Source organism: Ochrobactrum sp. AN78 (assembly GCF_029909885.1).
GTDB classification, from domain to species: domain Bacteria; phylum Pseudomonadota; class Alphaproteobacteria; order Rhizobiales; family Rhizobiaceae; genus Brucella; species Brucella quorumnocens.
In genome coordinates this window covers 58,194-80,767 of sequence record NZ_JASAMU010000002.1, presented here as the reverse complement: position 1 = coordinate 80,767, position 22,574 = coordinate 58,194, and the positions used below count along the sequence as shown (strand labels likewise).

Here is a 22,574-nt window from a genome sequence, read left to right as displayed (position 1 = left end):
GCACGGCGGGACTGCAGTCACTACTTGAAGGGGGTAATGTCTTGCTTGTTTCTCTTACGGCTATTGTGTTGTTACTGATTGGTCTTGCGCTCGGCGCAGCCGGGATCTATCTCGCCACGCTGGGTGGCAGCTGGGCCTTCATAGCCATCGCTGTCGGCCTCCTGCTGACCGGCTTTTTCCTTCTCAAACGAAATGCTTTGGCGCTCTGGATTTATGCGCTGGTCATTCTCGGAACGCTTGGCTGGGCCGTTTATGAAGTCGGCTTTGATTGGTGGCGTCTCGGCTCCACTGGCGGCATTATTGTCCTGCTTGGCCTCTGGTTGCTCACGCCATGGATCAGGAAGCCGCTGAATGGTGGTGGTTTACCGCTGACCATTGCGACGCTCGCAGCTCTTGTTGTCGCGGGTTACTCGATGACGCAGGACCCGACCAATATCAAGGGCGATCTGCCGACGGAAAAGGTTGCTGCAACACCTGATCTTGGTGGCAACGTGCCCGAGGGTGAGTGGCATCAATATGGGCGTACACCTTACGGGCAGCGCTATTCACCGCTTGCGCAGATAACGCCTGAAAATGTCTCCAAACTGCAGGTCGCCTGGCAATATCAGACTGGCGATGTGAAACAGCCGCAGGATGTTGGCGAAACCACCTACCAGGTGACACCGCTCAAGATCGGCGACTCGCTTTACCTTTGTACCCCACATAACTGGGCGATTGCGCTTGATGCTGCGACGGGCAAAGAAAAGTGGAAGTTCGATCCCAAGGTTGGTTTTAATACCGATCGCCAGCACCAGACGTGCCGTGGTGTAAGCTACTGGAAGGATTCAACGGCAACGGCGGGAGCCAAATGCTCTGAGCGCGTTTATCTGCCGACTTCGGATGCGCGTCTGATCGCGCTTGATACTGCTACCGGGGAAATATGCACTGACTTTGCCAATGGTGGCACGCTCGATCTCAGCCATGGGATGAAATATAATCCGGCTGGCTATTATTACTCGACCTCGCCACCAGCTGTGGTTGGTGACAAGATCATCGTCGGCGGTGCGGTCAATGACAACTATTCGACCGAAGAACAGTCAGGCGTTATCCGCGCCTTCGATATCCGCACGGGTGAGCTGCTCTGGAATTGGGATTCGGGCAATCCGGATGTTACGACGCCGCTGCCGGAAGGCGAGCATTACACGACCAATTCGCCCAACAGCTGGTCGGTATTCAGCGTCGATGACAAGCTCAACCTTGTTTATATCCCGCTCGGTAATCAGGTGCCGGATCAGCTCGGCATGGGGCGTAGCGATAATGTCGAGAAATATTCTTCTTCCATTGTCGCCCTCGATGTGAATACGGGTCAAGTCAAATGGGTGCGCCAGACAGTGCATCACGACCTTTGGGATATGGACGTTCCAGCCCAGCCAGTTCTTCTTGACATCGATGGTGTGCCTGCACTGGTCGGGCCGACCAAACAGGGCGATATCTATGTGCTTGATCGCCGCACGGGCGAGCCGATCATTCCGATCAGTGAGATTGCGGCTCCAACAGGCGCAATCCCAGAGGATCATACGTCGCCAACGCAGCCGATCTCTGATCTGACATTCAGCCCACCACCGCTTAAAGAAAGCGACATGTGGGGCGTGACATTGTTCGATCAGCTCGCTTGCCGCATCGCGTTCCATCAGCACTTCTATGAAGGGCGCTATACGCCGCCTTCTCTGAAAGGCACGATTGTCTATCCAGGTAATTTCGGTGTCTTCAACTGGGGCAGCGTGGCGGTTGATCCGGTGCGTCAGGTGATGTTCGGCATGCCGACCTACCTCGCTTTCACCTCCCGCCTTGTGCCGCGTGCGGATATTCCGCCGCGTGGACAGGATGAGAAGGGCAGCGAGCAGGGGCTGAACCGCAATGACGGCGCGCCTTATGGCGTCTTCATGGGACCATTCTTAAGCCCGCTCGGCATTCCGTGTCAGTCGCCACCTTGGGGCTATGTTGCGGGTGTCGATCTGCGCACAGGCAAGACGGTTTATAAGCATCGCAATGGCACCATCCGCGACATGGCACCCGTTCCGCTGCCATTCAAGGTTGGCGTGCCGGGCATTGGCGGGCCGATGATTACGGCAGGTGGCGTTGCCTTCCTGGGTGCTGCGGTCGATGATTATCTCCGCGCCTATAATCTCACCAATGGCGAGGTTCTATGGGAGGCACGTTTGCCGGCAGGTGGTCAGTCCACACCTATGACCTATACGGTCGGTGATCAGCAATTCGTGCTGATGGTTGCTGGCGGCCACGGTTCGGTCGGGACTAAGCCGGGCGACTACGTGATTGCCTATACGCTTCCGAAATAAAGCGCATCCCGAAAAGTGCGAAGCGGTTTGCGGAACAAGATGCGCGTAAAAATAAACCGACAGAGCACATCAAACAAAAACGCCGGGAAATTCCCGGCGTTTTGCCTTTTTGATATGTCTCTTGTCCAAAGAGCGTTTCAAACTTTCCCGTGCAGCAACTCGCCCTTTCGCGGTGCGGGGCGCACAGGCTTTTGCACGCTATGGGTGGCAAGCTCGTGAATAATCGGACAGTCGGGGCGATTATTGCCCTGGCAATTATGGGCAAGGTGGCGCAGCGTATCGGCCATATTCTGCAGCTGCTTCATCTTGGCTTCAAGATCTTCAACATGCTGGAGTGCGACCTTCTTCACATCGGCAGATGCGCGGTTGCGATCGCGCCAGAGCGCCAGTAGTTCCTTGATTTGCTCGACCTGAAAGCCGAGATCACGGCTTGAACGGATGAAACGCAGCGTTTCGACATCATTCTGCGTATAGACGCGATAGCCCGAGCTGGTTCTATCGGCAGCCTCGATAAGCCCGATGGTTTCATAATGGCGGATCATTTTCGCCGATATGCCCGATGCTTTGGCGGCTTGCCCGATATTCATCCCGTTCCTCGCTGTATCGTGGTTTTACAGGATATAGGGATGGTAAGGCGTCATTCAAAGAGCCTTGCGAGCAGGTATTCGACGATTGTTATGTTAAGAGGCCAGACTATAGCCATCTGGCAAAAGACGCTTGCCGATGAAGCGCCCTCCCGCCAGATATCTAACAGGAGGACGTTTTAAGATGCTCGATCAGGCAGAGAAGTAGTTCTGTGTGCCGTGCGCTTCGATGGCCTGTGCAAGGCGTTCCAGCGCATGCACATAAGCTGCCGAACGGACAGTAACCTTGTGTTGCTTGGCATGGTTCCAGATGGCACGGCCTTCGCGTTCCATGATGGTTTTCAGGCGTTCATGGATTTCTTCAAGCGTCCAGTAATAGCCCTGACGGTTCTGAACCCATTCAAAATAGGAAACAGTTACGCCACCGGCATTGGCCAGAATATCAGGCAGGATGATGACGCCCTTTTCCTCCAAAATCTTGTCGGCTTCAGGCGTAACAGGACCGTTTGCAAGCTCAACAATCAACTTGGTTTTGATGGATGCAGCATTATCGACATGGATCATGTTTTCCATGGCGCTTGGTGCCAATACATCGCAATCAACGGCGACAAGTTCATCAGCGCTGATCGCTTCATGGCCCTTGTTACCAGCAGTGGAAACAACCGATTTGCCCTGTTCCTTTGCTGCCAGAAGCAGATCAAGATCAAGACCTTTGGCGCAATAAACCGCACCCGACGAATCTGATACTGCTATGATCTTGTGGCCGTCACTGGCCATAAGTTTCGCAAAAAACTGTCCAGCATTACCGAAGCCCTGAACTGCAACGCGAAGCTGCGAAGCAAGCCCGAGGTCGTGCGCCAGATGGCGAACCAGATAGAAGCCGCCGCGTGCTGTCGCATCGTTACGACCAAGCGAGCCGCCGAGTGCCAATGGCTTACCGGTAATCACGGCAGGTGAGGATTGGCCGACGATCTGAGAGTATTCGTCTGCCATCCAGCCCATGATCATGGAGTTGGTATAGACGTCTGGTGCCGGAATATCGCGGTCTGGGCCGATGATGCCGGAGAAAGCCTGAATATAGGCGCGTGAAAGACGCTCAAGCTCAGCCTTGGAAAGCTTGCGTGGATCAACCTGGATAGCACCCTTGCCACCGCCATAAGGCAGGTTCATCACGGCGCACTTGAAGGTCATCCAGAAAGCGAGTGTTTCGACTTCTTCAGCCGTTGATTCGGGATGATAACGGATGCCGCCCTTGGTTGGTCCGCGAGTGTCGTCATAGCGGCAGCGCCATGCAAGAAAGGATTTACGCGAGCCGTCGTCCATGCGGATCATCAACCGCACCTTCATGGTTTCGCGCGCGTATTTCAGCTTTTCGATAACATCCGGATCGATATTGATATGGCTTGCGGCTTCATCAAGACGAACGAGCGCACTTTCAAGTAGATTTTCCCTAGTCATGAAATCACCTTTCTTGCTTTTATCCCTCTTTAAAGAGGCGTTTATGAACGCTTGAGTAGCGCTTCACGCAATAAAAGAAAAGAGAAAAGGACAACAATATTGTCCTATTTTGATAAAAACTATTTGGAGGCTTTCTAATATTATTAATCACTAATATTAAGGACATAGCAGCTCCTTCGGGCCGTCCGTGAAAACAACCAGAGCTTCGCAATATCCAGCCAAAACTAAAAAGTTTAGTTCAACCCTGCTTCAGATATCCGCGTTCTACACCTTCTGCGATTATCCGCTGAGCGGCGTCCCAAAGTGTGTCAGATGCCTGTGAAATGGGCGCTTTTCTATCCAGTACGTCTGATGCGATCACACCCGGCGTGTGCCAGGTTCCGCCACTGGTGAAAAAGTTATGAAGGAGCGGCTGTAGCCTATCCATCGCGCGCGCGAATTGTGATTCAGGCGTTGCACGCGCCTCAAATTCATCCCACAACGCGCGAAACTCCAGCGCCTGATCTTCCGGCAGAATGCCGAATAACCGGTCGGCGGCCTGTATTTCGCGCTCTTCCTGATCAACAGCTCCCACGGCATCATAAATGAACGTATCGCCCGCATCGATCTCCACGATGTCGTGGATGATCAGCATCTTGAGTACACGCAGGAGATCGACTTTCTCATTCGCATGTTCATGCAGAACCATCGCCATGAGCGTCAGTTCCCAGGTGTGCTCGGCATCATTTTCGCGCCGCGAAACATCCAGAAGTGGGGTCCGCCGTATCACCTGTTTCAGTTTTTCTACTTCAAGAATGAACTGGAATTGCTGTCGCAGTCTGGAATTCGGCACAAGTTTTGCAAATTCGCTCTCAGGCAGGCCTAGCGGCTTAAGCGGCAATGTATCGGTCATCGGCAATCCAGTTGAAGTTGATGTGACGCATTCAATCCGGTTCCACTACTGTCCTTGTCAGACGCGAAATGCAACACTTGGGCGCTCCGATCTTCGCCATGTCGCGAAATGGTGCCGATGTCGTATTTGTGACGTCTTTTGACGCAAGCCTGCTGTCGGTTTCACGCGCAAGCCAATACAAATATCACCAAAGATTTTTCATGTGCTGCATGGGTGCATGAACCGTAAGACTGGTGGTTGTTCATGTCCCGTTTTTCGTTAGCTTCTATCGTTGGCAACGCGCTTTCCGGCAATAAGAACTGGAAGCCGCAATGGCCGGATGCCGAACCCAAGGCCGAATATGACGTGATCATCGTCGGCGCGGGCGGCCATGGTCTGGGTGCCGCTTATTATCTGGCGAAAGAACACGGAATCACCAATGTCGCGGTCATTGAAAAGGGCTGGCTTGGCGGCGGCAATACCGGGCGCAACACCACCATCATCCGCTCCAACTATCTCTATGACGAGAGCGCACATCTCTACGAACATGCGATGAAGCTGTGGGAAGGTCTAAGCCAGGACCTCAATTATAACGTCATGTTCTCGCAGCGCGGTGTGATGATGCTGGCGCATACGGTTCATGACGTGCAGAGCTTCAAGCGTCATATCCATGCCAATCGTCTCAATGGTATCGACAATGAATGGATGACCAAGGAGCAGGCGAAGGCATATTGTCCGCCGCTCGATATTTCGGCGAATGCGCGCTATCCGGTTGTTGGTGCCACCTTGCAGCGGCGAGGCGGTGTGGCCAGACACGATGCCGTGGCCTGGGGCTATGCACGCGGTGCGACCGAGCGCGGCGTTGATATCATACAGAATTGCCCGGTGACGGCCATTCGTCGCGATGCTTCGGGCCGTGTGACCGGCGTTGATACGCCACGCGGTTTCATCAAGGCGAAGAAGGTGGCGGTTTCCGCTGCTGGCAGCACATCGATCGTCATGGATACGGCAGGCGTGCGCATGCCACTTGAAAGCTTCCCGCTACAGGCGCTGGTGTCTGAGCCGGTCAAGCCGATCTTCCCATGCGTAGTTATGTCCAATTCGGTGCATGCCTATATCAGCCAGTCCGACAAGGGCGAACTGGTGATCGGTTCCGGCACTGACCAGTATGTGTCTTACAGCCAGCGTGGCGGTCTGCCGCTGATCGAGCATACGCTTGCGGCCATTTGCGAAGTGTTTCCGATCTTCACCCGTATGCGGATGCTGCGCAAATGGGGCGGTATCGTTGACGTCACGCCTGATCGTTCGCCGATCATTGGCAAGACGCCGGTTCCGGGCCTGTTTGTGAATTGCGGTTGGGGCACCGGGGGCTTCAAGGCAACGCCGGGTTCTGCGCATGTCTTCGCGCACACAATCGCCCGCGACGAGCCACACTGGATCAACGCACCGTTCACGCTTGAACGCTTCACCACCGGTCGCCTGATCGATGAAGCGGCTGCTGCTGCTGTCGCGCACTAAGGAATAGGGGAAACACAAAATGCTTCTTATCCGTTGCCCTTATTGCGAGATGGAACGCCCGGAACTGGAATTTGCCTATGCGGGCGAAGCGCATATTGCGCGCCCAGCCGACCCGTCGACGCTTTCCGATGATGAATGGCGCGATTTCCTGTTCACGCGTTCCAATCCACGAGGCACCCATTATGAACGCTGGCGGCATATCAATGGCTGTGGCCGCTTTTTCAATGCGGTGCGCGACACGGTGAGCGACAAGTTTGTCACCACCTACAAGGCCGGTGAACCCCGTCCTGCTTTGGCAGAAACTCCGGCTGCGGAGGCGAAATAATGACCGATATGCGCATTCATAACAAAGGCCGCGTCAACAAGGCCAAGGCTGTGCGTTTCACCTTCAACGGCAAGTCCTATTCGGGCTTTGAAGGCGATACGCTGGCATCCGCCATGCTTGCCAATGGCGAACATCTGGCCGGTCGTTCGTTCAAATATCACCGTCCGCGCGGCATTCTTTCTGCCGGTTCCGAAGAGCCAAATGCGCTGATGGGCGTCTCAAGAGGACCGGGCCGTTATGAGCCGAACACCCGCGCAACGGTTCTCGAACTCTATGACGGCTTGAAAGCCGAAAGCCAGAACCATTGGCCGTCGCTCAAGCACGATGTCGGCGCGATTAATGACGCGTTCTACATGTTCTTCTCAGCAGGCTTTTACTACAAGACCTTCATGTGGCCGAAGAGCTTCTGGAACAAGGTTTATGAGCCTTTCATCCGAGGCGCTGCCGGTCTTGGCAAGTCGCCATCCGAACCGGACCCAGACACCTATGCCAGCCGCTATGCTTTCTGCGACGTGCTGATCGCCGGTGGTGGACCTGCCGGTCTGGCTGCAGCGCTCGAAGCTGCAAAGAGCGGCGCGAAGGTCATCCTCGTGGATGAGCAGGCCGAATTTGGTGGCTCGCTTCTGTCCGAGCCAGAGCCGGTCATCAATGGCCGCGCAAGCTGGGACTGGCTCAGTGAAACCATAGCGGCCCTTAAAGCCAATCCGAATGTCACGCTTTTGCCGCGCACAACCGCGATTGGCTATTATCATCAGAATATGGTCGGCCTTTGCGAACGCCTGACTGATCATCAGGCCAAGCCCGCCTCCAATGCACCGCGTGAGCGCATGTGGCGTGTGCGTGCAAAGCAGGTCGTGCTGGCGCAGGGCGCGATTGAAAAGCCGCTGGTCTTTGCAGGCAATGACCGTCCCGGCGTGATGCTGGCTTCCGCGGGACGCACCTATCTCAATCGCTATGGCGTCAAGGTTGGCAATCAGGCTGTCGTCGTCACTTCGCATGACAGCGCATGGCTTGCAGCTTTCGATCTCGCGGTCGCAGGCGTTAAGGTTCCTGCCATCATCGATGTGCGTTCGAGCGTTGCCGACAGCCTTATCAACCGTGCCAAAATGCTCGGCATTGAAACACTGACCGGCTGGACTGTTACGGACACTGGCGGACGTCATCGTGTGTCGTCCGTGCGCGTCAATCCGGTTTCCAATGGCTCGGTCGGTGCTGCACGCATAATTGCCTGCGATGTGGTGCTGATGTCTGGTGGGTGGAATCCGAGCGTGCATCTCTTTTCGCACACAAAAGGCTCGCTTGTCTGGGATGAGGCGCGTCAGATTTATCTTCCGGGTAAGCCGACCGAGGAAAGCCGTTGTGCAGGAGCAGGCAATGGCAATTTCGATTTGCAGGCCGCTCTTCGCGAAGGTGCAGATGCAGGCGCTGCTGCCGCAAAGGATGTCGGGCATAAGGCCAAAGCATCTGAATATGCAGTTGCTGGTGATTTCATCTGCGATGGTGAGAGCGTGCGCGAACTACCGACAGATCGCGATCCCGGCAAAGCCAAGGCTTTCATCGATTTCCAGAACGATGTGACGGCCAAGGATATTCGCCTGGCCGTGCGTGAAGGCTTCCGCTCTATCGAGCATGTTAAGCGCTACACCACCAACGGTATGGCGACCGATCAGGGTAAGACGTCCAACATTAACGGTCTGGCGATTGCAGCGGATGCGTTGAAGAGGCCAACGCCGCAGGTGGGTCTCACAACTTTCCGCCCGCCTTACACACCGACCACCTTTGGTGCTTTCTGCGGCTACAATCGTGGCAAGCTGTTTGATGTGACACGCAAGACGCCAATCGATAGCTGGGCCGAGCAGCATGGTGCTGCTTTCGAGCCGGTCTCGCTGTGGCGACGGGCATGGTATTTCCCGAAAACCGGCGAAGACATGCACAAGGCGGTGGCACGCGAATGCAAGGCCACGCGTCAATCATTGGGCATGTTCGACGCTTCAACGCTTGGCAAGATCGAAGTGGTCGGCCCCGATGCGGCAGAGTTCATGAACCGCATGTACACCAATCCATGGACGAAGCTCGGTGTCGGGCGCTGCCGTTATGGTCTGCTGCTTGGCGAAGATGGCTTCATCCGTGATGACGGTGTAGTTGGTCGTCTCACGCAGGATCGTTTCCATGTGACAACCACAACTGGCGGTGCCGCGCGTGTTCTCAATATGATGGAAGACTATCTCCAGACCGAATGGCCGGACCTGAAAGTCTCGCTCACCTCAACCACTGAGCAATGGGCAGTTGTGGCGATCAACGGTCCCAATGCGCGCAAGCTCATCGAACCGATGGTCGAAGGGCTGGATATTTCAAACGAAAACTTCCCGCATATGTCGGTCGCGGAATGCACATTCCTCGGCGTGCCAGCACGTCTGTTCCGTATGAGCTTCACCGGCGAACTTGGCTTCGAAATCAACGTGCCTGCGCGTTACGGTCTTTCACTTTGGAAGGCACTCTATGAGGCCGGAAAGCAATATGACATCACGCCTTACGGCACGGAAACCATGCACGTTCTGCGCGCGGAAAAAGGCTATATCATTGTCGGTCAGGACACTGACGGCACGATAACGCCGGATGATGCAAGCCTCGGCTGGGCTGTTGGCAAGCAGAAGCCGGATTTTGTCGGTAAGCGCTCGCTGGCTCGCCCTGATATGCTTAAATCTGATCGCAAGCATCTTGTGGGTCTGTTGACCAACGATCCGAAGCTGGTTCTGGAAGAAGGCGCACAGATTGTTGCCGATCCAAAACAGGCGCTGCCGATGACCATGCTTGGCCATGTCACTTCGTCCTATTGGAGCGAGGCCCTTGGTCGGTCTATTGCCATGGCGGTTGTTGCTGGCGGCAAGGACCGTATGGGTGAAACGCTTTATATGCCGATGCCCGATGGAAGCGTACATGAAGCCACTGTTTCGGGAATGGTCTTTTATGATCCCGAAGGCGCGAAGTTGAACGGATAAGGATTGAACCATGCTTGTTGAGACAAAACCTTATTCGAACCGCAAGGTCGTTATTCCGGGTCGTCTGGAAATCCACGCAGCCGATGACGCTGCCCGTTTCGTATTGCGCATTGCGGCCACAAAACTGAAGCTAGCGGAAAAAGCGCTAGGTGCAAAAATCCCAGCAAAGATCGGCGATCTTATCCGCACGGATGATATCGCAGTCGCCTGCATCGGGCCGGATGAATGGTATATCTGGGCTGAGGAAACCAAGGGCGCAACCATCACGCAGGCATTCGCCAAGCTCTATGAAACCGAGCAGCACAGCCTGACGGAAGTGAGCCACCGCGAAACCGGCGTCGATATTACTGGTCCCAAGGCCGAATGGTTGTTGAATGCCGCTTCTCCGCTGGAACTGGCCAAGATGCAAGCGCCAGGAGCCGCCCGTACGATATTCGATCATGCCCAGATTATTCTTCTGAAATGGGACGAAGATCATTATCGCATTGAGGTGTGGAACTCATTTGCCGATCACGTCTGGACCCTGCTGGAACTTGCCAGTAACGAAGTCGAACCCGCAGTCTGATTGATACCTTATTCCTCCAAAAACGCCGCCCAACCGGGTGGCGTTTTTGCATTCTAGAGCGTGACATCTCTTTCCCTCATCCTGAGGAGCCGTTGAAAACGGCGTCTCGAAGGCGAGGGAAAACGAACCAAGCCTATGCCCTCGTCCTTCGACACGGTGCTTCGCACTGGCTCAGGATGAGGAGGGCGTTCGAAAACCCCATATTTCTGAAAGCGAGAGGCTTTCGCTCTCCCAGAGCACCGATCTGGCACATTCACACCGAACCGCGCTCGAACCCCAATTTCACCTTGCCTTCCATAAATCCATATGTGAAGACTGTATTCACATAAGAAATTCATGAGGAGGGAATTTCCCGATGTCGGAAAACGAACTGCCGTTGAGCGGGCTCGTCATTGTCGATATGAGCCAGTTTTTGTCGGGGCCTTATTGCTCGTTGCGTCTGATGGACTTAGGCGCACGCGTTATTAAGATTGAGCGGCCCGATGGCGGCGATCTCTCGCGCAGGCTTTATCTGAGTGACACGGAAATAGGTGGTGATTCCACGATTTTTCATGCGATCAATCGCGGCAAGGACAGCCTTGCAATCGATCTGAAAAACCCTGACGATTTGGCGGCGTTGAAGAAGCTTCTCACACAGGCTGACGTGTTGATCCAGAACTTCCGTCCCGGTGTCATAAAGCGTCTTGGCCTCGATTATGAAGCAGCTCAAGCAATCAATCCGCGTCTCGTCTATGCATCGATCAGCGGTTATGGCGAAGAAGGTCCATGGGTCGGGCGTCCGGGACAGGACTTGCTGGCGCAAGCGCGTTCGGGCCTGATGTGGCTGAATGGTGATGAAGGGCAGGGGCCGGTGCCATTCGGTTTGGCGGTCGCTGATATGCTGGCAGGCGCTGCCGCAGCGCAGGGCATTCTCGCCGCACTGGTCCGCCGTGGCATTACCAACAAAGGCTCGCATGTCGAAACCAGCCTTCTCGAAGCGTTGGTTGATTTCCAGTTTGAAGTGCTGACCACTCATTTGAACGATGGTCGCCGTCTGCCGAAGCGTTCTGAGTTCCGCAGCGCCCACGCTTATCTTTCAGCACCCTATGGGGTTTATCCGGCAGCGGACGGTTATCTCGCCATTGCCATGATGCCGATTGCAAAACTCGCGCCCCTGCTTGAAACAGATACACTTGCGCCTTTCATTGACGATCCGAAGATCGCATTCGCTAAGCGCGATGAAATCAAACGCCTGATTGCGGCGCGTATTGCTGAGAAAACAGTCGATGAGTGGCTCGCCATTCTGGAACCGGCCGATATCTGGTGTGCCCGCGTTCTCAACTGGGAAGAACTGCTCAAAAGCGAAGGCTTTTCGGTCCTCGACATGCTCCAGACGGTGACACGTGAAGACGATGTTTCCATCACCACTACACGTTCACCACTGCGCATCAATGGTTTGCGTGCGAAGGTTGCGCGTGCGGCACCGCGCATTGGCGAAAACAGCAGGGAAATTCGCGAGGAGTTCGGCCTATGAGCAAGATCACGCTTAAAGGCATGACCTGGAGCCACCCGCGCGGTTATGATCCGATGGTGGCGGCGGCTCAACAATGGTTGCAGGATAAGGGCGTCGAGATTGAGTGGGAAAAGCGCTCGCTTCAGGATTTTGAGACTTATCCTGTCGAGGAACTGGCGCGCAATTTCGATATGATCGTGATTGATCATCCGCATGTGGGGCAAATTACCAAGGAAAATTGCCTGCTGCCGCTTGATGTAGCTGGACGCGAAACAGAACTTGCGGCGCTTGCGGATGGTTCGGTCGGGCAGTCTTTCCCGAGCTATAACTGGCAGGGGCGGCAATGGGCGTTTCCGCTGGATGCTGCAACGCAGGTTCAGGCATGGCGTCCTGATCTGATGGACAAGCCTGCAACCTCGTGGGGCGAAGTGCTGCGGCTTGCACGCTCTGGAAAAGTGCTGTTGCCACTGCGTTCGCCGCATTCGCTGATGAGTTTTTACACACTTGTCGCCAATGCCGGCACACCTTGCTCAGTGGAAGGCGAGCTGATCTCTGTTGAGGATGGTGCAAAGGCTTTCGAGCAGTTAAGTGAGCTTGCTTCACTGGTGAAGCCTGAATGTTTTGGCATGGACCCGATTGCTGTGTTTGAGGAAATGGCGAAGCCTGATTCCGAGATAGCCTGCTCACCGCTGATCTATGGCTATGTGAATTATGCCATGCCAGAATTCCGTGAACGTTTGATCCGCTTTTCCGATATTCCAGCGGGTGCGGCGGGTGTTGCAGGTTCTGCTCTCGGCGGCACGGGTATTGCGGTTTCTGCCTTCAGCAAGCATTCAGACGCAGCCATTGATTTTGCTTATTGGATTGCGAGTGGGGATGTGCAGAAGGGGCTTTATGCGGCCTCCAACGGCCAGCCGGGGCATGCGAGTGCCTGGGAAGACGCCATTGTAAATGCAGCGACGTCAGACTTCTATCGGGATACGCGTGCAACGCTTGAAGGCGCATGGGTGCGCCCACGTCACGATGGCTATATGCCATTTCAGGAAGCGGCATCCGAGCGCATTAACAAGGGCTTAGCGGAAAATGAGAAGGCGGAAGATGTTATCGTCGATCTCAATAGGCTTTTCCGCGAAAGCTTTTAATTAAAAAAAGGCTGGCGGTTTGTCGCCAGCCTGATCAATTTTACAGCTTCCAGAGGCGCGTTGCATTCTCAGAAAGCAGCAGCGCTTTTTCGTCTTCGCTGCATCCTTCAAGAAGCGCATGGGTTGTGGCAACCCATGTCGAAAGCCCCGCATCGACACTGCTCGCCCCCGGAACTGCTAAGGTGCAGACCGGCCAGTCACTCCCCCACACGATACGCTCCCAACCGAACGACTGAATGACATGCTCCACATAAGGGCGCAGGGTTTCTACGGTCCAGCTTGCGGAGTCCGCATAAGCCACAACGCCTGAAATCTTGGCGACCACATTGTCGCGCTGAGCAATCTCAGTAATTCCCTTCTGCCAGACTTCCAGCGCACCTGATTTGATGTCCGGCACACCGCAATGGTCGAGTACGAATTGCGCATCTGTTGCGAGGTCGGCGAGAGCCACGGCTTTGTCGATTTGATGCGGCAAAGTGCAGAGATCAAATGTCAGGCCGGTGCCTTCCAAGCGCCTGATATTTTCGCGGAACAAAGGCTTTTCCGACAAATCGTCAGGCACGACATGCAACACGCGCCGAAAACCTTTCACGAAAGGATTGCCAAGCTGCTGTTCCAGATATTCGGCAAATCCCGGTTCTTCAGGGCGGCAGGATGCGATTGCACCCTTAATGTAGCCATTATATTGCCGCGAGATTGCCTCAATGTGAACGGTCTCGGCCACAATTTGAGCCGGTAAAACATCCACTTCCATATGAAGCGCTGCTGTAATGCCGCAGCGTTCGGCCTGCTTCTGATAGGTCTCAAACAGAAAGTCGCGGTTCAAGGCTGGTACGTCTCCCAGCCATGGATAATTCAACGCGCTTTTGTCGATCAGATGCAGATGGGTATCGATAATCATGAAAACTCTCCTCCTATGTCATACTTTCAAAAAAGAAGAGAGTTTTCAAATAAGAATTATCGCAGTGAACTATTCTGTTGTGCCGATATCAGAACCAACCAGTTTGGACAGGTCTTTTACCGTATTCTGCAGCAGTGTAATCGTCTGAGTAATGTCTGGTGCAGGGGCAGAATTGACGAGCGTCACATAGGGGCAGGTGAGTGCTGCAATGCAGGCACCATCGGGACCGAGAATCGGTGCGGACAAATTGTAAACGCCTGCGACCTGCGCACTCGGCATCATCTCGTAGCCACGCTCTCTGATCTGGTCGAGCCTCTCATAGAAGCTTTCATCCAGCTTGATGCTATCGCTGTCTTTCACATATTCGGCAATCATCATCTTACGCTCTTCAGGCGAGCGGAAGGCAAGCAGTACATGACCGGAACCCGTATCGAACAGGCTGATATGCGAGCCCACGCGGATGGAAATACCCCAGTAATCCGGGGCTTCCTGCTGGGCGATGACCACCACCGAGCCACGGTCAAAAACCGCGAGCTGGTTGGCTTGTTTTGAGCGGTCGGCGAGATCACGCATATAGGGCGTGGCGAAGGATGCAAGCCTGCGAACAGGCGCATGCAGATGCGCCAGACCGAACAGCTTAAGGGTCAAAGAATAGCGGTCGCCTTCGAGTTTCGTGACGTAGCCGCGCTTCACCAGCCGGTCGAGCATCCGGTAAAACTCATTCGGACTGCGGTCGAGATGTTTTGCAATCTCGGCCTGGCTGAGACCTCCATCAACGCTTGCCAGCAATTCAAGAATGTCCAGCCCCTTGTCCAGCGCTGGCGCGCGATAGCGGTCATCTGTTTCCAAACTCGTCCCCTTCATGAATAGCCTTCTTCATATACGAACATTGCAAATGACGAAAGTCGTGAACGCATCGAAAGCGCCTTGACCGGGTGTGAATATTATGTTTGCATATAAATACACAATTCACAATTGGGGGTGGGCATGGGAGTTGCCCGTCAAGAGGAGGAGAAGCATGAGAAATTTCACGACATCTGTGCTGGCAGGTTCTGTGCTGCTGGCTGCAGGGATGGTTTCCGCGGGGGCTGCGGAACTTCCGGGCAAATTTGAAGGCGTTACAATTGACGCCAAGCTGATCGGCGGTCAGCAATATGAAGCGCTTTATTCGCGCATTGCCGATTGGGAAAAGGCAACCGGTGCCAAGGTCAACATCCTGTCCAAGAAGAACCACTTCGAACTGGACAAGGAAATCAAATCGGACATCGCATCGGGTTCGATCAACTGGTGCGTCGGTTCCAACCATTCATCCTTTGCACCGCAATATCCTACCCTTTATGCCGATCTGAACGGCTTGCTTCCGAAAGAAGAAATCGAAGGCTTCGTGCCATCGGTCATCAAGGCTTCAACGCTCAACGACAAGCTGATCATGCTGCCGCGTGCACAGTTCGACGTCTCGGCACTTTATTATCAGAAGAGCCTCTACGAGGATGACGCCAAGAAGACGGCATTCAAGGAGAAATACGGCTACGATCTGGCACCGCCTAAGACATGGAAAGAAGTTTCCGATCAGGCTGTGTTCTTTGCTGATCCACCGAATTTCTACGGCACACAGTTTGCGGGCAAGGAAGAAGCCATCAATGGCCGCTTCTATGAAATGCTCGTTGCTGAAGGCGGCGAATATCTCAAGGACGGCAAGCCAGCTTTCAATTCGGAAGCCGGTGTTCGTGCGCTCGACTGGTTTGTCAATCTCTACAAGGCCAAGGCAGTTCCTGCTGGCACGACAAACTATCTCTGGGATGAGCTGGGCGCTGGCTTTGCATCGGGCACCATCGCAATCAACTTGGATTGGCCAGGCTGGGCGACCTATTTCAACGATCCAAAGTCGTCGAAAGTCGTAGGCAATGTCGGGATCGTTCCTCCACCTGCAGGTTCATCGGGCAAGCGCACTGGCTGGTCGGGTCATCACGGCTTCTCGGTCACTGAAACCTGTAGCAACAAGGAAGCCGCTGCATCGCTCGTCTGGTTCCTGACCAACGAGGATTCGCAGAAGCAGGAATCGGCTGCAGGCACTTTGCCAACGCGCACAGCTGTCTGGGATTACGTCATCGAACAGGCTGCGTCCGATCCATACAAGAAGGAAGTGCTCTCGGTATTCCAGGAAACGGCAAAGACCGCTTTCCCGGTTCCTCAGACACCATCCTGGATCGAAATTTCAAACGCTGTCTATCCTGAGCTTCAGGCCGCGATCCTTGGCGACAAGACTTCGCAGCAGGCGCTTGACGATGCAGCCAAGAAAGCAACGCAGATCCTCGAGGATGCAGGCGAACTCTGATTTCGCTTGGTAACTTTATGGCCCGCCTTTGGGAAACCGACTGGCGGGCCGTTTTGACAGGTTTTCCGCTTAGAGTGCCATGCATCCAATTGGACGCACAAAGGACGCTCTAAACTATTGAATCTACGCATCGTGCTTTCCAAAAATCGATTTCGATTTTTAGGCCGATGCTGTGGTCCGCCGCTTCGGAAGAACAATGTTTAAACGAATTTCCCCGCCGGTTTTGCTTTTGCTTCCGGCCTTTATCATCCTCGCTGCGGTGGTTCTGTTTCCCCTCGCGCTTTCGCTTTATTCAAGCTTCACGCCATTCCGGCTGACGCGCCCTGATAGCCTGTTCAACTTCATCGGTCTGCGCAACTATCAGCGCATCATGACCGACTGGGTGTTCTGGGCTGCATTCATTCGTACGGTGATCTTTCTCACCATCGCGCTCAATCTGGAAATGCTGCTCGGACTTGGTCTGGCGCTGCTCATCAACAAGGCCACCCATGGCCAGCGCCTTCTGCGCACCTTGATGATGTTCCCGATGATGTTTTCGCCGGTTCTGGTCGGCTTCCAGTTCAAATTCATGTTCAACGACAATATCGGTCTTGTGAACAATGCGCTGCAATCGCTGGGTATAACCGATACCGCTATTCCATGGCTGATCGACGGTAATCTGGCGCTGTTTGCCATTCTGATGGCAGAAGTCTGGATGTCGACCTCGGTATTCGCCATCCTCATTCTGGGTGGTCTTCTGTCCATGCCGCAGGATCCGGTTGAAGCCGCGCGCGTTGATGGTTGCACGCCATGGCAGACATTCCGCTATGTCATCTGGCCTTATCTGATGCCATTTGCTTTCATCGCGATGACCATTCGTTCGCTCGATGTGGCGCGTGCCTATGACATCGTGAAGATCATGACCGATGGTGGCCCGGCACGGCGAACCGAGCTGATCTGGACGCTGGTCGGGCGCACCGCCTATTCGGATGCGCAGATGGGCTTGGCCAATGCCATGGCCTATGTCGCGATCCTGCTCTCGATCCTCTTCACCGTAATGTTCTTCCGCAAGCTTGCAGCCGCACGCGCGCAAATTGGAGCGGAGTGGTAATCATGGCTTCCAAAACCCTCTCTAATGATCAGCATCGCCTGCTGCGCCGCGTCAAAAAAGTCGCTTACCTCATCGGCCTGTTTCTCGCGATGACGATCATCTGCCTGCCCGGTCTGTGGATTGTGCTGTCCTCGCTGCGTCCGCCGGTTGAAATCATGGCAAAGCCGCCGGTCTGGATTCCGCAGGAAATCACGCTTGATGCTTATTATGCGATGTTCTCTGGTGCAGGCGGCGGCGGCATTCCGGTCTGGGATTATTTCCGCAACTCGCTGATTATCTCGGTCACATCCACCATCATTGCGCTGATTGTCGGTGTTTCGGGTGGCTATGCCTTTGCGCGCTTCCGCTTCTGGGGCAAGTCGACGACATTCCTCGGTCTTATGCTGACGCGCTCGGTGCCGGGCATTGCCTTGTCGCTGCCGCTCTTCATGCTCTATTCGCGCATTGGCATTATCGACACGCATTTCGGTCTGATTGTCACTTATGTGGCGCTCAATGTGCCATTCACGATCTGGCTGATCGAAGGCTTCTTCCGTCAGGTGCCGAAGGATCTGGCGGAAGCAGCCCAGATTGACGGCTGCACGCGCTGGCAGGCTTTCTGGCAGGTGGAGTTTCCGCTTGCTGGTCCCGGCATTGCCACCGCAGGCATCTTCGCCTTCCTCACTTCATGGAACGAATATGCGTTGGCTTCCCAGCTGACCCGCTCGGTCAATTCCAAGACCCTTCCTGTCGGTCTTCTCGATTACACCGCTGAATTCACCATCGACTGGCGTGGCATGTGCGCGCTGGCGGTCGTGATGATTATTCCGGCGCTGACCCTCACATTCATCGTTCAGAAGCATCTCGTTGCTGGTCTGACGTTCGGCGCGGTTAAAGGTTGATATTACAATGGCTCAGCTTTCCATTAAAAATCTCGTCAAGCGCTATGGCACAATCGAAGTGGTGCATGGCATCAATCTCGAAATCGCTGACAAGGAATTTGTAGCGCTTGTAGGCCCATCCGGCTGTGGCAAGTCCACAACGCTGCGTATGATTGCCGGTCTTGAAAGCATTTCCGACGGCGCGCTGGAAATCGGCGGCAAGGTGGTCAACGATCTGCCGCCGCGTGATCGCAACATCTCCATGGTGTTTCAGTCCTATGCGCTTTATCCGCATATGTCGGTGCGTGAAAACATGGGTTTCTCGCTCAAAATCGCCAAACAGCCACAGGCAGAAATTGACCGCCGTGTTAATGAAGCCTCCGCCATTCTTGGCCTTGAAGCCTTGATGGAGCGCCGTCCGGCACAGCTTTCAGGCGGTCAGCGCCAGCGCGTTGCCATGGGCCGCGCCATCGTGCGCAATCCGGAAGTTTTTCTGTTCGACGAACCGCTTTCTAACCTCGATGCGAAACTGCGTACGCAGATGCGTACGGAGATCAAGAAGCTTCATGCCAAGGTGCAGTCTACAGTCGTTTATGTGACGCATGATCAGGTTGAGGCCATGACGCTGGCTGACCGCATCGTCATCATGCGCGATGGCCATATTGAACAGGTCGGAACACCGGATGAAGTGTTCAAGCGTCCGGCCACGCAGTTTGTTGCGGGCTTTATCGGCTCTCCGCCGATGAATATGGCGGAGGCAACCGTGCAGGGTTCGGAACTGGTCTTTGTCAGCGGCGACCGCCTGCCAGTGCCTGCACAGTTCAAGGCCAAGGTTACGGATGGTGCCAAGGTAACATTCGGTCTGCGTCCGGATGATCTTTTCCCGACCGGCCACGGCCTGTCTTCGGGTGATGCCGGTACATCGCATGAGCAGGACCTGCGTGTTTCGATCACCGAGCCGCTTGGCAATGAAACACTGGTTTTTGTCGAGTTCGCCGGTAAGGAATGGGTAGCGCGTATGCTCAACCCGCGCCCTCTCAATTCCGGTGAAGCAATCTCCATGCATTTTGATCTGTCGCAGGCCCATCTGTTTGATGCGGCAAACGGCAAGAGCTTGGCGGTATAGATATGGCACGCATTGAAAAAGTTGAACTGCGCATGGTCGATCTTCCGCCGAAGGTCAAGCGTACCGATGCGATCCAGAGCTTCGTCAGTCAGGAAACGCCAATCGTCACCATCACCGACAGTGATGGGGCGGTGGGGACGGGCTACAGCTACACCATCGGCACCGGCGGCTCGTCCGTTATGCGGCTGTTGAACGACCATTTGGTGCCGCTGATTATTGGCGACGATACCGATTGTATTGAAGCGATCTGGCGTAAGCTCGAATTTGCGACCCACGCCACAACCATTGGCGCGATTACCGCTTTGGCGCTTGCTGCAATCGATACGGCCCTTTGGGACTTGCGTGCGAAGAAACAGAACCTGCCGCTGTGGAAGCTTGCAGGTGGTGCCAAAGATCGCTGTCCGCTGTACACCACTGAAGGCGGCTGGCTGCATATCGAGAAGGAAGCGCTGGTCGAGGATGCACTAGCCGCGAAAGCCAAGGGGTTCTCGGGCTCCAAGGTGAAGATCGGTAAACCGCATGGTTCGGAAGACTACGCGCGCCTTTCGGCTGTTCGCGCAGCCGTGGGCGATGGCTTTGAGATCATGACCGACTGCAATCAGGGCTTTACGGTGGATGAAGCGATCCGCCGTGCCGAGCGCCTGAAAGAACTTGATCTGGCGTGGATCGAAGAACCGCTTCCGGCTGATGATCTTGATGGCCATATCCGCCTGACGCGCTCGACACCGACACCGATTGCAGTGGGTGAATCGATCTATTCGATCCGCCATTTCCGCGAATATATGCAGAAGGGCGCTTGCTCTATCGTGCAGGTGGATGTGGCGCGTATCGGCGGCATCACCCCATGGCTGAAAGTGGCACACGCAGCAGAAGCTTTCGACATTCCGGTTTGCCCGCACTTCCTGATGGAACTGCATGTCAGCCTCACCTGTGCCGTGCAGAACGGGCGCTATGTCGAATATATTCCGCAGCTTGATGACCTGACCACCAAGGGCATGGAAATTCGTGATGGCCACGCCATTGCACCTTCCGAGCCGGGCATTGGTATTTCGTGGGATTGGGATGCCGTGCGTGCGCGGTCGGTTTCCGAATTCACCCGCGAGATCGTGAGGTCGTAATGGCGCAACGAATGGGCATGGTGATCGGGCTGAAGCCTGAGAAAATTGCAGAATACAAGAAGCTGCACGCGCGCGTGTGGCCGGAAATTCTGGCGCTCATTTCCGAGTGCAACATCACCAATTACACGATCTTTCTCAAAGAGCCGGAAAACCTGCTTTTCGGTACGTGGGAATATGTCGGCCAAGACTTTGAGGCCGACATGAAGAAGATGGCTGATAACCCCAAAAATCAGGAATGGTGGTCGGTTTGCATGCCATGCCAGAAGCCGCTTGAAACCCGTAAAGAGGGCGAGTGGTGGGCCATGATGGAGGAGGTTTTCCACCATGACTGAGACCTTCGATCCCAAAACCTTGCGCCAATGGTCGGCCAAGCCGTCTGAGCCGAAGCCTATCGTGATCTTCGGTGCAGGCAGCATTGTCGGCGACGCGCATCTGCCCGCCTATAAGCAGGGCGGCTTACCGGTTGCAGGCATTTTCGATCCCAATTTCGAGAAGACCAAAGCTTTGGCTGACCAGTGGGGCGTCAAGGCTTTTGCAAGTCTTGAAGAAGCGATTGCAGTTGAAGGTGCGATCTTCGATCTGGCGACACCGCCTTCAGCCCATGCTTCGATCCTTGCGCAATTGCCGGAAGGTGCGGCCTGTCTCATTCAGAAGCCGATGGGCAGTGATCTTGCCGCTGCTACGGAAATCCTGAAGGTCTGCCGTGCGCGTAATCTGAAAGCTGCGGTGAATTTTCAGCTGCGTTTCGCGCCAATGATGTTGGCACTTTACGATGCCGTCGATAAGGGCTTGCTTGGCGAAGTGGTGGATTTCGATGCATGGCTGGCGCTTGCGACCCCTTGGGGTCTGTGGCCGTTCCTCAAAGGTCTGCCGCGTATCGAGATCGCCATGCATTCGATCCATTATCTGGATTTCGTGCGCGGTCTGCTCGGCAATCCGCAAGGCGTTCACGCCAAGACTATCGGTCACCCAAACCACGAAGTCGCTCAAACCCGCACTGCTGCAATCCTTGATTACGGCGACCGCGTACGTTGTGCGCTGTCGATCAATCACGATCATGATTTTGGCCGCAAGTTTCAGGCCTGCGAGTTCCGCATTTGTGGAACTGAGGGTGCTGCCTACGTGAAGCTTGGCGTTAATCTCGACTACCCGCGTGGCGAACCGGACGAGCTCTGGATCAAGCCGAAGGGTGGCGACGATTGGGTGCAGGTCGCGCTTGAAGGCGCGTGGTTCCCGGATGCATTTCTCAATCGCATGGCGCAGTTGCAGCGTTTTGCGTGCGGCGAAGATGCAGCACTCATCGGCTCGGTTGAGGATGCCTGGCATACAATGGCACTGGTCGAAGCGGCCTATCAGTCAAGTAGCTCACCCGCTACCCCGCTCGCTGCAAAGCCGGAGTTTTAATCATGTCCGAACAGACGATCTATTTTGAAGATTATGAACTTGACCATGAGCGCGTAACCTATGGCCGGACCATCACCGAAACGGATTTCGTGGTGCATGCCGGTCATACGGGCGATTTCTTCCCGCATCATATGGATGCGGAATTTGCCAAGACATTGCCAGGTGGTCAGCGCATTGCCCATGGCACGATGATCTTTGCTATCGGCGTTGGATTGACGGCGACGCTTATTAACCCTGTTGCGTTTTCCTATGGCTATGATCGCCTTCGTTTCGTGCGTCCGGTGCATATCGGCGATACGATCCGCACGCGCGTGACGATCAGTGCCAAGGAAGATGATCCGAAACGGACAAATTTGGGCCGCGTTACGGAGCGGTGCGAAGTGCTTAATCAGCGGGACGAAGTGGTGCTTGCTTGTGACCACATCCTGCTTGTTGAACGGAAGGCATAAA

Annotated in this window: 20 protein-coding genes; 15 read left to right on the top strand and 5 right to left on the bottom strand. The window is 54.8% G+C overall.

Annotated features, from left to right (window positions below; genetic code table 11):
* Positions 1-41: 41 nt before the first annotated feature.
* Positions 42-2,336 (top strand): glucose/quinate/shikimate family membrane-bound PQQ-dependent dehydrogenase, encoded by a 2,295-nt coding sequence (locus tag QBD00_RS03975; protein ID WP_095445959.1) that lies wholly within the window; start codon positions 42-44, stop codon positions 2,334-2,336.
* 137 nt (positions 2,337-2,473) lie between these two features.
* Here the strand turns inward: QBD00_RS03975 and cueR are convergent, their stop codons facing one another.
* The 3 genes from cueR to QBD00_RS03960 form a co-directional block, all read right to left on the bottom strand.
* On the bottom strand, positions 2,474-2,923 hold the full coding sequence (cueR, locus tag QBD00_RS03970) for a Cu(I)-responsive transcriptional regulator (RefSeq protein WP_095445960.1): 450 nt from the start codon (positions 2,921-2,923) through the stop codon (positions 2,474-2,476).
* A gap of 189 nt (positions 2,924-3,112) precedes the next feature.
* On the bottom strand, positions 3,113-4,378 hold the full coding sequence (locus QBD00_RS03965; protein ID WP_318578708.1) for a Glu/Leu/Phe/Val dehydrogenase: 1,266 nt from the start codon (positions 4,376-4,378) through the stop codon (positions 3,113-3,115).
* 238 nt (positions 4,379-4,616) lie between these two features.
* Complete coding sequence (locus QBD00_RS03960) at positions 4,617-5,270, bottom strand: HD domain-containing protein (protein WP_318578707.1); 654 nt, start codon at positions 5,268-5,270, stop codon at positions 4,617-4,619.
* 243 nt (positions 5,271-5,513) lie between these two features.
* Between QBD00_RS03960 and QBD00_RS03955 the strand changes: the two genes are divergently transcribed.
* The 6 genes from QBD00_RS03955 (at position 5,514) to QBD00_RS03930 (ending at position 13,290) form a co-directional block, all read left to right on the top strand.
* A complete protein-coding gene (locus tag QBD00_RS03955; protein ID WP_095445963.1) occupies positions 5,514-6,767 on the top strand; it encodes a sarcosine oxidase subunit beta family protein in 1,254 nt (417 codons plus the stop codon).
* A gap of 19 nt (positions 6,768-6,786) precedes the next feature.
* Positions 6,787-7,092, top strand: a complete 306-nt coding sequence (locus QBD00_RS03950) for a sarcosine oxidase subunit delta (protein ID WP_318578706.1) — start codon at positions 6,787-6,789, stop codon at positions 7,090-7,092.
* Positions 7,092-10,091, top strand: coding sequence for a sarcosine oxidase subunit alpha (locus QBD00_RS03945; RefSeq protein WP_318578705.1), 3,000 nt, complete (start codon positions 7,092-7,094; stop codon positions 10,089-10,091). Before QBD00_RS03950 ends, QBD00_RS03945 begins: the two co-directional genes overlap by 1 nt.
* A 10-nt stretch (positions 10,092-10,101) precedes the next feature.
* Positions 10,102-10,656: a sarcosine oxidase subunit gamma gene (locus QBD00_RS03940; RefSeq protein ID WP_318578704.1), complete on the top strand. Its 555-nt coding sequence runs from the start codon at positions 10,102-10,104 to the stop codon at positions 10,654-10,656.
* Between the two features lie 355 nt (positions 10,657-11,011).
* Positions 11,012-12,169 (top strand): CaiB/BaiF CoA transferase family protein, encoded by a 1,158-nt coding sequence (locus tag QBD00_RS03935; protein WP_095445967.1) that lies wholly within the window; start codon positions 11,012-11,014, stop codon positions 12,167-12,169.
* Positions 12,166-13,290: an extracellular solute-binding protein gene (locus QBD00_RS03930; protein ID WP_318578703.1), complete on the top strand. Its 1,125-nt coding sequence runs from the start codon at positions 12,166-12,168 to the stop codon at positions 13,288-13,290. The genes QBD00_RS03935 and QBD00_RS03930 overlap by 4 nt, the downstream gene beginning before the upstream one ends.
* Positions 13,291-13,330: 40 nt before the next feature.
* Here the strand turns inward: QBD00_RS03930 and QBD00_RS03925 are convergent, their stop codons facing one another.
* Together QBD00_RS03925 and QBD00_RS03920 are read right to left on the bottom strand one after the other, a co-directional pair.
* Complete coding sequence (locus QBD00_RS03925) at positions 13,331-14,191, bottom strand: amidohydrolase (RefSeq protein WP_318578702.1); 861 nt, start codon at positions 14,189-14,191, stop codon at positions 13,331-13,333.
* Positions 14,192-14,260: 69 nt separating this feature from the next.
* A complete protein-coding gene (locus QBD00_RS03920) occupies positions 14,261-15,055 on the bottom strand; it encodes an IclR family transcriptional regulator (protein ID WP_095445970.1) in 795 nt (264 codons plus the stop codon).
* Between the two features lie 154 nt (positions 15,056-15,209).
* Here QBD00_RS03920 and QBD00_RS03915 point away from each other — a divergent pair, with 154 nt between their 5' ends.
* The 8 genes from QBD00_RS03915 to QBD00_RS03880 all read left to right on the top strand — a co-directional run bounded on the left by QBD00_RS03915 (position 15,210) and on the right by QBD00_RS03880 (position 22,573).
* Positions 15,210-16,526 (top strand): sugar ABC transporter substrate-binding protein, encoded by a 1,317-nt coding sequence (locus tag QBD00_RS03915; protein ID WP_318578701.1) that lies wholly within the window; start codon positions 15,210-15,212, stop codon positions 16,524-16,526.
* A gap of 196 nt (positions 16,527-16,722) precedes the next feature.
* On the top strand, positions 16,723-17,616 hold the full coding sequence (locus QBD00_RS03910) for a sugar ABC transporter permease (RefSeq protein WP_318578700.1): 894 nt from the start codon (positions 16,723-16,725) through the stop codon (positions 17,614-17,616).
* Between the two features lie 2 nt (positions 17,617-17,618).
* Positions 17,619-18,497 carry a carbohydrate ABC transporter permease gene (locus tag QBD00_RS03905; RefSeq protein ID WP_318578699.1) on the top strand — a complete coding sequence of 293 codons (879 nt, stop codon included), beginning with the start codon at positions 17,619-17,621 and terminating at the stop codon, positions 18,495-18,497.
* 7 nt (positions 18,498-18,504) lie between these two features.
* A complete protein-coding gene (locus tag QBD00_RS03900) occupies positions 18,505-19,602 on the top strand; it encodes a sn-glycerol-3-phosphate ABC transporter ATP-binding protein UgpC (protein ID WP_318578698.1) in 1,098 nt (365 codons plus the stop codon).
* 2 nt (positions 19,603-19,604) lie between these two features.
* Positions 19,605-20,720 carry a mandelate racemase/muconate lactonizing enzyme family protein gene (locus QBD00_RS03895; protein ID WP_318578697.1) on the top strand — a complete coding sequence of 372 codons (1,116 nt, stop codon included), beginning with the start codon at positions 19,605-19,607 and terminating at the stop codon, positions 20,718-20,720.
* Positions 20,720-21,052, top strand: a complete 333-nt coding sequence (locus tag QBD00_RS03890) for an L-rhamnose mutarotase (protein WP_318578696.1) — start codon at positions 20,720-20,722, stop codon at positions 21,050-21,052. The genes QBD00_RS03895 and QBD00_RS03890 overlap by 1 nt, the downstream gene beginning before the upstream one ends.
* On the top strand, positions 21,045-22,124 hold the full coding sequence (locus QBD00_RS03885; protein WP_318578695.1) for a Gfo/Idh/MocA family oxidoreductase: 1,080 nt from the start codon (positions 21,045-21,047) through the stop codon (positions 22,122-22,124). The genes QBD00_RS03890 and QBD00_RS03885 overlap by 8 nt, the downstream gene beginning before the upstream one ends.
* A gap of 2 nt (positions 22,125-22,126) precedes the next feature.
* Positions 22,127-22,573 carry a MaoC/PaaZ C-terminal domain-containing protein gene (locus tag QBD00_RS03880; protein ID WP_318578694.1) on the top strand — a complete coding sequence of 149 codons (447 nt, stop codon included), beginning with the start codon at positions 22,127-22,129 and terminating at the stop codon, positions 22,571-22,573.
* Position 22,574 lies beyond the last annotated feature (1 nt).